Source organism: Giesbergeria giesbergeri, from assembly GCF_054779375.1.
The window spans coordinates 698,658-710,905 of the sequence record NZ_BAAGYJ010000002.1 but is presented as its reverse complement, the minus strand read 5'-3'; the positions used below and the strand labels follow the sequence as shown (position 1 = coordinate 710,905).

Genomic DNA, 12,248 nt, shown 5'->3' with positions numbered 1-12,248 from the left:
GTCATGAGCATTGCCACGTCTCCCGCACCGCTGGGTGCGGCGGGTGCTGCTGCGCCTCGCCGTGCTTCGGGCAAAGCCAAACGGGTGTTGCCCGGCTTTGGCCTGACCTTGGGCTACACGCTGTTTTATCTCAGCATCATTGTGCTGATTCCACTATCGGCGCTGTTGTTCAAAACCTTTTCCCTCACTTGGCCCCAATTTTGGGAGGCCATCAGTTCGCCCCGTGTCGTGGCTTCGTACCAACTCACCTTTGGTGCCTCGCTACTGGCAGCACTGGTCAATCTGGTGTTTGGTTTGCTGATTGCTTGGGTGCTGGTGCGCTATCCGTTTCCGGGCAAAAAAATCGTTGATGCACTGGTCGATCTGCCCTTTGCCCTGCCCACAGCAGTGGCCGGTATTTCGCTCACAGCACTGCTGGCCGGCAATGGCTGGATCGGCCAATATTTGGAGCCGCTGGGTATCCAGTTGGCCTTCAAGCCTGCGGGCATTGTGATTGCCCTGATTTTTATTGGTCTGCCCTTTGTGGTGCGCACGGTGCAGCCGGTGCTGGAAGATGCAGAAAAAGAACTCGAAGAAGCAGCCACTAGCTTGGGTGCAACGCGCTGGCAAATTTTTTACAAAGTGATTTTGCCCACCGTCACTCCAGCCCTGATGACCGGCTTTGCGATGGCCTTTGCCCGTGCGGTGGGGGAGTATGGCTCGGTGATTTTCATTGCAGGCAATATGCCCATGATCTCCGAGATCACGCCGCTCATCATCATTGGTAAGTTGGAGCAGTACGACTATGCTGGGGCCACCGCTGTGGCTGTGGTGATGTTGCTGATCTCCTTTACCTTGCTGCTGATTATCAATGCGCTGCAAGCTTGGCAGCGCCGCCACGCTGGAGCCCCCGCATGAGTGCTGCCCCTACCCGTACTGTGCGCCGCGCCCAAGCGGGCACCACTGAAGCCGCTTGGGTACGCTACACATTGATTGGCGTGGCATTGGCCTTTGTGCTGTTGTTTTTGGTGTTGCCGTTGGCGGCGGTGTTTACCGAGGCGCTGCGCAAGGGCATGGGCGCCTATCTGGCTGGTCTGACCGAGCCTGACGCTTGGTCGGCTATCCAACTGACCTTGATTGCGGCGGCCATTGCCGTGCCGCTCAATTTGGTTTTTGGTGTGGCGGCGGCTTGGTGTATTGCCAAGTATGAATTTAAGGGCAAGGCGTTTTTAACCACGCTGGTCGATCTGCCATTTTCGGTCTCGCCGGTCGTGGCCGGGCTGGTTTATGTGCTGATGTTTGGCGCCCAAGGCTGGGTTGGCCCTTGGTTGCAAGAGCACGACATCAAAATCATTTTTGCTGTGCCTGGCATTGTGTTGGCTACCATTTTTGTAACGTTTCCGTTCATTGCCCGTGAGTTGATCCCGTTGATGCAGGCACAAGGCAACGACGAGGAGCAGGCCGCCATTGTGTTGGGGGCCAGCGGTTGGCAGACCTTTTGGCATGTCACCTTGCCCAATATCAAATGGGGTTTGCTCTATGGCGTCATTTTGTGTAATGCCCGTGCAATGGGCGAGTTTGGTGCGGTGTCGGTCGTGTCGGGCCATATCCGGGGCCAGACCAACACCCTGCCTTTGCACGTAGAGATCTTGTACAACGAGTACCAGTCGGTGGCCGCCTTTGCGGCAGCCTCGCTGTTGGCCCTGCTGGCGCTGATAACGCTGGTGATCAAGTCGGTGGCCGAGTGGCGCAACGAACAGGCGCTAAAAGCAGCAGCAGAGTTGCCCCCTGAGCGCCCCACACCAGCCACAGCCCCCACGGCGCGCTGAAAGAACACACCATGAGCATTCAAATCCGCAATATCAGTAAGCAGTTTGGCACCTTTCAGGCGCTGCGTGATGTCAGTCTGGACATTGATTCTGGCGAGCTGATCGCATTGTTAGGGCCATCGGGCTGCGGCAAGACCACTTTGCTGCGCATCATTGCTGGGCTGGAGACGCCTGATGTGGGCAGCATCCATTTCTCGGGTGAAGACACCACCGATGTCCATGTGCGTGACCGGGGTGTGGGCTTTGTGTTCCAGCACTATGCGTTGTTTCGGCACATGACGGTGTTTGAGAATGTGGCCTTTGGCTTGCGCGTCAAGCCGCGCAATGAGCGCCCCAGCGAAGCCCAGATCAAGAAAAAAGTCACCGACTTGCTCAAGCTGGTGCAACTCGATTGGATTGCCGATCGGTATCCCTCGCAGCTCTCGGGTGGTCAGCGCCAGCGTATTGCCTTGGCCCGTGCCTTGGCGGTTGAACCCAAGGTGCTGCTGTTGGATGAGCCGTTTGGTGCTTTGGATGCCAAAGTGCGCAAAGAATTGCGCCGCTGGTTGCGCCGCCTGCACGATGAGCTGCATGTCACCAGTATTTTCGTTACCCACGACCAAGAAGAAGCCTTGGAAGTGGCCGATCGCGTGGTGGTGATTAACCAGGGCAAGATTGAGCAAAGTGGCTCGCCACAAGAGGTGTGGGAGCATCCAGCCAGCCCATTTGTGTATGGATTTTTGGGTGATGTGAATCTGTTCCATGGCCGTGCCCACGAAGGGCTGGTGCATCTGGAGGGCATGGCGCTGGACTCGCCCGAGCACAGTGCAGCACAAAATGCCAAGGCTTTTGCCTATGTGCGTCCGCACGATTTGGACGTGGAGCGTTACGTTACCGGTGCTGGGTTGGATGCACAGGGGCGCGCACGCGGCATCGTGGCGCAATTGAGCCGTGCCATTGTGGTGGGGCCGATTGCCCGGTTGGAACTTATTGCGCTGGACGATGCCAAACCCGCAGACAATGCAGCCCCCGAAGCCCTGATTGAAGCGCAAATTCCGGCGCAACAGTTCAAGGAGATGGGGCTGCGTGAAGGCGAGACGCTGGTTGTCACACCCCGGCGTGCGCGCGTGTTTTTAGACCACGCTGCCAACATTTAACCGGGCTACCTTGGTGGGTGGCCCCCCTGTGGCAGCCACAAGGATAGATATGGGTTTTTTGAACTGCTTGGCCGGTGTATCGCGCCGGGTGCTGGTTTCTATCGCAGCCATCTGCGTTGCCATGCTGGCTTTTGGCGCTTATCTCCAACATGGGTTGGGGCTGGAGCCTTGTCCCATGTGCATCGTGCAACGCTATGCGCTGGTGCTAGTGGCTGTGACCACTGGCATAGCCAGTTTGCGCGATGGCAGAGGCTGGCAAATGGGTTGGTCGGTGGCGGGCTTGCTGGCCGCCGATTTTGGTGCCTTTACTGCCGCCCGCCAGAGTTGGTTGCAGTGGTATCCCCCCGAGATTGCTACCTGTGGCCGTGATTTTTACGGCATGATTGAGAACTACCCCATTAGCCGCGCATTGCCCATGATCTTCCGTGGGTCGGGCGACTGTACCGTGATCGACTGGACTTTCTTGGGAGGGTCGATTGCCAACTGGTCGTTTGTTGGTTTTGCTGGTTTCAGTATAGTGCTGACGGCGCTGCTTGTGGCTTTGCTGCGCCGCAGCAACCACGTTACAACTTCTTGACCAGCACTTGGCTGCGCCGATCCCAGTTGTACTTGCGTTTGCGTGCTTCGGGCAGCCAGTCGGGGTCTACATTCTGAAAACCGCGCTTGATAAACCAGTGCATGGTGCGGGTGGTCAGCACAAAAATGCTGCTCAGGCCCATTGCACGGGCACGTTGTTCAATGCGCTTGAGCAGCTTTTCACCATCGCCAGTTCCTTGGCTTTGCGGTGATACCGTGACGGCGGCCATCTCGGCGGTTTTGGCTTCGGGATAAGGGTACAGGGCAGCACAGCCAAAAATCACACCATCGTGTTCAATGATGGTGTAGTTTTCAATGTCACGTTCAATTTCTGTGCGGTCACGTTTTACCAATGTGCCATCGCGTTCAAACGGCTCAATCAGTTGCAAGATGCCACCCACATCGTCAGCACTGGCTTCGCGCAGTTCTTCCAACTTTTCATCGACGATCATGGTGCCTATGCCGTCGTGGACGTACACCTCCAGCAGCAGTGCCCCATCGGTAGCAAAGGGCAGGATGTGGCTGCGCTCGACGCCCCCTTTGCAGGCCTTGACGCAGTGCTGTAAGTAAAAGCCAGTATCGGTAGATTGGTGGGCTGGGGGCAGTTGCTTGAGCAGCGCCTGGGCCGTGTCCAGTGGCAATTCGGTATCAATCGGGTTGTCTTCGCTGGCGGGCTGGTCGGGGTGAACGCGGATGCCGGGCACTTCGGTCAGAAAAATCAACTTGTCGGCCTGCAATTCAATCGCCACACTGGTGGCAACCTCTTCCATAGTCAGGTTGAACGCTTCTCCGGTGGGTGAGAAACCAAAGGGCGACAACAACACCATCGCGCCAAAATCCAGCGATTGTGTGATGCTGGCTACATCCACCTTGCGCACCAGCCCCGAGTGCTTAAAGTCCACACCATCAACGATACCCACAGGCCGGGCCGTGATGAAGTTGCCCGAGATCATTCGCACTTTGGAGCCTGCCATGGGCGTATTGGGTAGCCCTTGGCTGAACACCGCTTCAATCTCGTAGCGCAATTGACCAGCGGCTTCTTGGGCGCAGTCTAGCGCCACCTCGTCAGTGATGCGGATGCCGTTGGAATAACGGGCTTCATGGCCTTTGGCGTGGAGTTGCTCATTCACTTGGGGCCGAAAACCATGCACCAGCACGATTTTGACGCCCATGCTTTGAATCAAGGCCAAGTCTTGCGCGATGCTGGGTAGTTTGCCCGCTGCAATCGCTTCGCCTGCCAGGCCGACCACAAAGGTCTTGCCCCGGTGCATGTGGATGTAAGGCGCCACAGACCGGAACCAGGGCACGAAAGTGAAATTGAAGACAGTGGACATGCGGGTTTCAAAAAAGGTCAATCAGGCAAAACCAGCAAGGGGCTGGAATAATGGGCGATTCTCTACGAATTCAGCGGTATGGGCGATGCAACCCAGCGGCCTTTGTCGCGCTGCCGCCATACACCGGTGTGTGCTCGTACCAAATTTGCTACCAAAAGTGAAGATTTGGGCAAACCACCCTTACAGTAAGACAGGCTGGGATAATTGGCGATTCTCTAAAAAGTCGCTGCCTTGACTGCTTCTACCTCTGCTTCCCCCCTCCAAATCACCTTTCCAGAGTCGCTGCCGGTATCGGCCCGGCGCGACGAGATCATGGCTGCTTTGCAGCAGCACCAAGTCATCATTGTTTGTGGTGAGACTGGCTCGGGTAAGACCACCCAACTGCCCAAAATCGCGCTGGCCCTAGGGCGTGGCAAACTGAATGCCGCACCCGGCCAAAAAGGCCAACTCATCGGCCACACCCAGCCACGGCGCATTGCCGCCAGCAGCGTCGCCAAACGCATTGCTGAAGAGTTGAATACGCCATTGGGCGAAGTGGTGGGCTACAAGGTGCGCTTTCAAGACCGCCTGAGCCGCGATGCCTCGGTCAAGCTGATGACCGATGGCATTTTGCTGGCCGAAACCCAAACCGACCCGCTGCTCAAAGCCTACGACACCCTCATCATTGACGAGGCACACGAGCGCAGTTTGAACATTGATTTTCTGCTGGGCTACATTCGGCAAATTTTGCCGCGTCGGCCCGATTTGAAGGTGGTCGTCACCTCGGCCACCATCGATGCCGACCGCTTTGCCCAACACTTTGCCAGCGCCAAAGGGCCAGCGCCGGTCATCATGGTGTCGGGGCGTACCTTTCCAGTAGAGCAACGTTGGCGGCCTTTTGAAGAAAGCCGCGACTACAGCTTGAACGATGCGATTGCCGATGGCGTGGATGAACTGTGGCAGGGCCGTGCAGGCGGCGATATTCTGGTGTTTTTGCCCGGCGAGCGCGAAATCCGCGAAGCTGCCGACCATCTGCGCAAGCATTTGGCCCACCACCCGGTCACGCGCAGCGCCGAGGTGTTGCCGCTGTTTGCCCGCCTGAGCCAAGCCGAGCAAGACCGCATTTTTGACGGCCACACTGGGCGGCGCATTGTGTTGGCCACCAACGTGGCCGAAACCTCGCTGACTGTGCCCGGCATTCGTTACGTGATTGATGCCGGTACGGCGCGGGTGAAACGCTACAGCCTGCGCAGTAAAGTAGAACAATTGCTGGTAGAGCCGATCAGCCAAGCGGCGTCCAACCAACGTGCAGGCCGCTGTGGCCGGGTGGCGAATGGCATTTGCATCCGCTTGTACGATGAGGCAGATTTTGCGGGCCGCCCGCGCTTTACCGACCCTGAAATTTTGCGCAGCTCGCTGGCCGGGGTTATCTTGCGCATGAAGTCTTTGCACCTGGGCGTGGTAGAAGATTTTCCGTTCATTGATGCACCCTCGGGCCGTGCCATTGCCGATGGTTACCAGTTGCTGAACGAACTGGGCGCTGTGGACGAGCGCAATGACTTGACCCCTATCGGGCGCGAGCTGGTCAAACTGCCGCTAGACCCGCGTGTAGGCCGCATGATTTTGGAAGCGCGTGCCAGAGGTGCTTTGAACGAGGTGTTGATTATTGCCAGCGCCTTGAGCCTACAAGATGTGCGCGACCGCCCCCTAGAGGCACAGCAACAGGCCGACCAGCAACACGCCAAGTTTGATGACGACAAGAGCGAATTCAGTGGCTACCTCACGCTGTGGAACTGGCTGCAACAAGCCCGTGGCGGCACGCCACCCACCTTGCCTTCGGCACGAATACAGCAACAGCAAGCGCGGCGCAAAGGGCCATCACAGGCCGTGTTGCCTGTGGCGCAACGTCTGGCGGCCCCAGCACCCATCGCTGCACCCATACCTGCACCTGCCATAGCTACCGCCCCCACGCACAAACTCAGCAACCGCCAATACGAGCAGTTGCTACGGCAAAACTTTATCAACGTGCGCCGGGTGCGTGAGTGGCGCGACGTGCATAGCCAATTGCTCACGGTGGTGGCTGAACACGGTTGGACACTCAACCCACAACCGGCCAGCTACGAGCAATTGCATTTGTCCATGTTGTCGGGCTTGCTGGGCAATATCGGCTTCAAGCCCGAGGAAGAAGATGTGTACCTGGGGGCGCGCGGTATCAAATTCCACCGCCATCCGGGCGCGCATTTACGCAAAAAACCGGGCCGTTGGATAGTGTGTGCCGAGTTGGTCGAAACCACACGCCTGTTTGGTCGCGGCATTGCTGCCATCGAGCCCCAATGGCTAGAAGAAGTGGGCGCACACCTGCTGAAAAAGCAGTTGCTCGACCCGCACTGGGAGAAAAAAGCCGCCGAAGTGGTGGCCTTTGAGCGGGCCACACTTTATGGCATCGTTGTTTACAGCGGGCGGCGCATGGGTTACGACAAAATTGACCCGCACGCCGCCCGCGAGATGTTTATCCGCCAAGCCTTGGTCGCAGGTGAAGTACCGGTAGACTGGGACAAGCGCCTGCCTTTTCTCAAGGCCAATGAAAAACTCATTGCCAAGGTGGAGGAGCTAGAGCACAAATCCCGCCGCCAAGATGTGTTGGTGGATGAAGAACTGATTTTTGCTTTTTACGACCAACAAATTCCGCAAGACCTGTGCAATGGCCGCACTTTTGAGCAGTGGTACAAGAGCGAGAGCAAAAATCGCCCCGATTTACTCAAACTGTCACGCGATGAACTGATGCGCCACGAGGCCGCTGGTATCACCACCAGTGCCTTTCCGCGTGTGGTGCGGCTGGGCGGTGTGGACTGTGCCGCCAGCTACCTGCATGAACCCGGCGATCCACGCGATGGCCTGACTGTCACCGTGCCGTTGTTCGTACTCAACCAAGTGCAGGAGGAACGCTGCGAATGGTTGGTGCCGGGTATGTTGAAAGACAAAATCCAAGCCCTGCTCAAAAGCCTGCCCCAGCGCCCGCGCAGCCGCTTTGTGCCCCTGCCCGAATCAGCCACCCGCCTGGCCGAACTGCTGGGAACGCCCGACCGCATTGGTCATATCGGGCTGGTAGATGCTTTGCTCAAGCAGGTGCGCGACGAAACCTCTTTGGATGTGAAGCGCACCGACTTCAAATTGGATATGTTGCCTGCGCACCTGTTCATGAACTTCCGTGTGGTGGATGAGCATGGACGGCAGTTGGGGCATGGGCGCAATTTGGGGGCGCTCAAGGCAGAACTGGGGGCCAAAGCGCGTGGAGCCTTCCAAGCACTGGCAGGCTTAAAGCTAGCCAGCCAATCAAGCTCTGGCGCCACAGCTACGCCAGAACCAGATGCTTCCCCGCGCCCCCAGATGGCCGCCAAAGCCAAGGCCGCCCCCCAACTGCCAGAAACAGCCACCCCGGCCAATGCAGAACAACGCTACACCGCTTGGACATTTGGTGAACTACCCGAGTTGATGGAAATTGGCCGACGCGGCCAAACTTTGATTGGTTTTCCGGCCCTGATCGATGGCGGCGATGCTGTGACCATTGAAGTGTTTGATGAGCCAGAAGTAGCCGCTGCCAAGCACCGCATGGGCTTGCGCCGCTTGTGTGCGCTGCACATTAAAGATGCGCTCAAATACCTCGAAAAAAATATCCCTGATTTGCAAAAAATGGCCGTGGCCTACATGCCACTGGGTACGCAAGAAGAGCTGCGCCAGCAAATTATTGATATCGCCATCGACCGGGCCTTTTTATTGGAGCCGTTGCCCACCACCGCGGCCGATTTTCAACGCCGCATTGATGAAGGCCGAGGCCGCCTGACTTTGATTGCCAATGAGGTGGCCCGACTGGCAGGCACGGTCTTGGCCGAATACGCTGTGGCGGCCCGCAAAATCAAAGACACCAAAGGTGCCCCTGAAGCTACCGCCGATGCCGCACAACAATTGCAACGTTTGATGCCAAAAAACTTTTTGGCATTGGCACCGTGGCCGCAATTGGCCCACTTTGCACGCTACCTCAAGGCCATCACCTTACGGCTAGACAAGTTCCGCGCCGACCCAGCCCGCGATGCCGCCAAACTGATGGAGTTGCGCCCACAAGAGCAACGCTATTGGCGTTTGGTGGCTGAGCGTAAGGGCCAGGTGGATGCCCGCATGCAAGAGTTGCGCTGGCTGCTAGAAGAGTTGCGCGTGAGTTTTTTTGCCCAAGAGCTGCGCACACCCCAGCCAGTCAGTATCAAGCGGCTAGATAAGCTGTGGGGACAAATCAATAGTTGATTGCACAGGTGATCATGCCCTTTATTATCGGCAGTGGTGTGGGGCTGCACACAATGCAGACCACCACACTCCCCACAATCTCTGTGATCCGGTAAGAGAAGGAACCACTATGCAATCTTCCGTTTGTTCGTTGGCACGCCGTGCCACGGTGTTAGCTTTGGCCTCTTTGGCCTTGGCCCCTGCGGTACAGGCCCAGGATGCTTGGCCCGCCAAACCCATTGTTTTGGTGTCGCCCTATGCCCCAGGCGGCACTACGGATGTGTTGGCGCGTCTGCTGGCCCAGCAACTGCAACAGCGTTTGGGCAAGAGCGTGATTGTGGAGAACCGTGCTGGCGCTGGTGGCAATATCGGTACCGACTTTGTCAGTAAGGCCAAACCGGATGGGCACACCTTTTTGGTGGCCTCTAGTGGCCCTATTGTGATTTCTGGCGCGTTGTACCCTAAGCTGCCTTACAAGCCAGCCACTGATTTCACGCCGGTGGCCCCGTTGGCACGCGCTTCTTTTGTGTTGGCGGTGTACGAAAAATCGGGCCTGAATTCGGTGGCCGATGTGGTTGCCAAGGGCAAGGAAGGCAAGCTCAATTTTGGCTCGGCAGGTTCTGGTACGCCCCAACACATCATTGGCGAAATGTTCAATGCTGCTACGGGCACCAATATCCAGCATATCCCCTACAAAGGGTCTGGCCCGTTGCTGACAGATCTGGTGGGCGGACAGGTGCCCATGGCCTTTGAGAATCCATTGCCGATCATGCCCCAGGTCAAGGCGGGCAAGGTCAAGGTGCTGGCCGTTACCAGCGCCCAGCGTTCGGCAGCGTTCCCACAAGTGCCCACCTTGGCTGAAAGCGGGGTCAAAGGCTTTGATGCCACACCGTGGTACGGCTTGTTGGCGCCTGCTGGGTTGCCCGCAGCCATCACTGCCCGCATGAATACTGAGGTGCAGGCCATCATGAATTCGGCAGAAACCAAAGAAAAACTGGCCGGTTTGGGGGCTGAGCCGATGGCCATGAACCCCGAACAATTCAAGTCCATGATTGCCACCGACATCCAAAAGTGGTCAGCGGCTGTGAAGGCATCGGGAGCCACGGTAGACTGATTTTTTTCTCAGTCAGTGTGGCCCAGCGCCTCTTTGGGCAAGGGGCGCCCTGCTGTCAAAAGCAGATCACGCCCCATGATTTCTTATCCAGCTTGCACCACTTGGTTGCGCCCCGCAGCTTTCGCCTGATAAAGAGCCGCATCCGCCTGTTGGAGCAAATCGCTAGGCTGGTCATTGGGGCGTGGTATGGTGGCTGCCATACCAATACTCACGGTGACGATGCCAAAAGGTGACAGCGGATGCGGCAATTGCAAAGCCCGTACCGCTTGGCACATGGATTGCACCAACGCTTGTGCCTCCTCTGGCGGTGTGTTGGTGATGATCAATACAAACTCCTCGCCACCATAACGGGCCACTACATCACCTGCCCGGTGGGCATGGGCCTGAATGCTGTGGGCTACACGCCGCAGACACTTATCACCGCCTTGATGACCATAATGGTCGTTGTATTTTTTAAACCAATCTACGTCCAACATCGCCAATATGACATAGCTGCCACTGCGAGTGGCATGTTGCCATTCTGCGTGCAGTGCCTCATCAAAGTGGCGCCGGTTGGCCAGTCCGGTCAGGCTGTCGGTCATGCTCAAAGCGGCAAGTTTTTGATTGGCTTCTTCCAAGGCCAACGTGCGTTGTTGCACTGTCGACTCCAAGCGTTCATGGGCCTCGTAAATACGTTCCGACATGCGTGTAAAGTCGCGAGACAACTCGCCAATTTCATCTCCCGATTGCACCGGAAGGTCGTATTTCCCCAGCTCGGCGGTCGCTCCTACCTCGCGGGTGGCCCGCATCAGCCGTTGTAGTGGGCGTGTGACTTGGTTTTGCAAGATGGAGCGCAGGAGAAACACTTCCACCAACAAAGTGACCAGCCCTAGGGTGGCCACCACGGCCAAATTCTGCAAAATGGCCGGTTGCATTAAGGCACGGGGGTAGTGGATGGTTAAGATCGTGGGGGTCTCTGGGATTCGGCCCACAGCCACGATTTCATCCGGGGTGTCCACCAACACTACCTTGCCCGGTTCCAGTTGGCCCCCAGTGTGCAATAAGGGACGATACATTCCAAGATGCAAGGACTCGATGGACGCTTTGCCCTCGGATTGCTGGATGGCCTCCATCTGCTGCGGATGGAACATCAATGTGCCTTCGGTATCGGCCAAAAACAAGGTACTGTAAGCCCCTTCAATCGACGGGCGTGCCAAACGCTCCATCAAGTCATCCAGCAAAATATCGACACAAGCCAGAATCCGGTGTTGGCCACCGGCCTCCACGGTATCGGGTGTCCCCATCGTCGTCATCCACGCATTGTTGGAGGAGTCAAAATACATCCGTGTCAAAAACGTCTCGGACTGGCCAGAGGCAAAACCACGGGAATAAAACTCGTAGGTTTCGAGTTTGAGCGCCTCTGGGCCACGATAGTGGAAGACTTTGGCAATATCGGCGGCTTGGTAGATCGGAAAGCCCTTTTCCGGCACTACGCCGTAAAAATTGAACAAGCGACCTTGGGTGGTAGAGCCGTATTTGTGCGAGAGCAGATAAGACAGAACAAAACGCGCCTTCACGTCATCTGAAGGTGCAATGTCTGGTGCATAGGTGGCCGACATGTTGGCAAAGCGCCTGCCATCGGCCAACGGCTGGCCTTCAAACAGGCCCGGACGTTGGGTATAAGAGCCGTCGTCGTGGCGATAAAAAATATCGTCGAAACTGCGCACCAGTGCTTGGCGTTGCAAGGGGTCGCGGTCTATGGCCCGGAATTCGGCCAGAAAGTTTTGCTGTAGTTCCCGAATCTCCCGAAAGGGCAGTGATTCGCGTTGGATGGTTTTTTCGGTAGACAGCAGCAGTTGTGCGCGCACGGCCTCTTCGATCAAGGAACGGTTGAGCACATAAGAGACCACGCTGGCGCAGACCACCACCATGCTGATGCGCAAGACAGCCAAACGCAGTGTTCGGCCCGCCAAAGAGTGTCTCAAGTCCATATCCGGTCGGGCAAATAGGGCAGTATGGCAAAAAAGCCACCGCAAGGGTGGCTGTT

The 12,248-nt window shown here is 57.1% G+C and carries 8 protein-coding genes; 6 read left to right on the top strand and 2 right to left on the bottom strand.

What is annotated here, in order from left to right; all coding sequences use genetic code 11:
* Positions 1-3: 3 nt before the first annotated feature.
* Genes cysT through ACYVB2_RS07400 form a run of 4 tightly spaced genes read left to right on the top strand, consistent with a single transcriptional unit; the run spans position 4 to position 3,521 of the window.
* A complete protein-coding gene (gene cysT, locus ACYVB2_RS07415) occupies positions 4-897 on the top strand; it encodes a sulfate ABC transporter permease subunit CysT (protein WP_382430007.1) in 894 nt (297 codons plus the stop codon).
* Positions 894-1,808 (top strand): sulfate ABC transporter permease subunit CysW, encoded by a 915-nt coding sequence (gene cysW, locus ACYVB2_RS07410; RefSeq protein WP_382430009.1) that lies wholly within the window; start codon positions 894-896, stop codon positions 1,806-1,808. Before cysT ends, cysW begins: the two co-directional genes overlap by 4 nt.
* Positions 1,809-1,819: 11 nt before the next feature.
* Entirely contained in the window at positions 1,820-2,944 is a 1,125-nt protein-coding gene (locus ACYVB2_RS07405; protein ID WP_382430011.1) for a sulfate/molybdate ABC transporter ATP-binding protein, read from the top strand.
* A 49-nt stretch (positions 2,945-2,993) separates the two neighbouring features.
* A complete protein-coding gene (locus ACYVB2_RS07400; protein ID WP_382430013.1) occupies positions 2,994-3,521 on the top strand; it encodes a disulfide bond formation protein B in 528 nt (175 codons plus the stop codon).
* Here ACYVB2_RS07400 and argA read toward each other — a convergent pair.
* Positions 3,508-4,854, bottom strand: a complete 1,347-nt coding sequence (argA, locus tag ACYVB2_RS07395) for an amino-acid N-acetyltransferase (protein WP_382430015.1) — start codon at positions 4,852-4,854, stop codon at positions 3,508-3,510. The genes ACYVB2_RS07400 and argA overlap by 14 nt on opposite strands.
* 312 nt (positions 4,855-5,166) lie before the next feature.
* Here argA and hrpA point away from each other — a divergent pair, with 312 nt between their 5' ends.
* Both hrpA and ACYVB2_RS07385 read left to right on the top strand, forming a co-directional pair.
* On the top strand, positions 5,167-9,129 hold the full coding sequence (gene hrpA / locus ACYVB2_RS07390; RefSeq protein ID WP_382430500.1) for an ATP-dependent RNA helicase HrpA: 3,963 nt from the start codon (positions 5,167-5,169) through the stop codon (positions 9,127-9,129).
* Between the two features lie 109 nt (positions 9,130-9,238).
* Positions 9,239-10,222, top strand: coding sequence for a Bug family tripartite tricarboxylate transporter substrate binding protein (locus tag ACYVB2_RS07385; RefSeq protein WP_382430017.1), 984 nt, complete (start codon positions 9,239-9,241; stop codon positions 10,220-10,222).
* An 83-nt stretch (positions 10,223-10,305) separates the two neighbouring features.
* On the opposite strand, the gene ACYVB2_RS07380 is transcribed toward ACYVB2_RS07385, so the two are convergent.
* Complete coding sequence (locus ACYVB2_RS07380) at positions 10,306-12,192, bottom strand: GGDEF domain-containing protein (protein ID WP_460535906.1); 1,887 nt, start codon at positions 12,190-12,192, stop codon at positions 10,306-10,308.
* Positions 12,193-12,248: the final 56 nt, after the last annotated feature.

Excerpts from the sequence above, each read along its gene's own strand:
- ACYVB2_RS07405 (WP_382430011.1), top strand. The coding sequence starts at position 1,820 with ATGAGCATTCAAATCCGCAATATCAGTAAGCAGTTTGGCACCTTTCAG.
- ACYVB2_RS07385 (WP_382430017.1), top strand. The coding sequence starts at position 9,239 with ATGCAATCTTCCGTTTGTTCGTTGGCACGCCGTGCCACGGTGTTAGCT.
- ACYVB2_RS07380 (WP_460535906.1), bottom strand. The coding sequence starts at position 12,192 with ATGGACTTGAGACACTCTTTGGCGGGCCGAACACTGCGTTTGGCTGTC.
- ACYVB2_RS07400 (WP_382430013.1), top strand. The coding sequence starts at position 2,994 with ATGGGTTTTTTGAACTGCTTGGCCGGTGTATCGCGCCGGGTGCTGGTT.
- cysT (WP_382430007.1), top strand. The coding sequence starts at position 4 with ATGAGCATTGCCACGTCTCCCGCACCGCTGGGTGCGGCGGGTGCTGCT.
- hrpA (WP_382430500.1), top strand. The coding sequence starts at position 5,167 with ATGGCTGCTTTGCAGCAGCACCAAGTCATCATTGTTTGTGGTGAGACT.
- argA (WP_382430015.1), bottom strand. The coding sequence starts at position 4,854 with ATGTCCACTGTCTTCAATTTCACTTTCGTGCCCTGGTTCCGGTCTGTG.
- cysW (WP_382430009.1), top strand. The coding sequence starts at position 894 with ATGAGTGCTGCCCCTACCCGTACTGTGCGCCGCGCCCAAGCGGGCACC.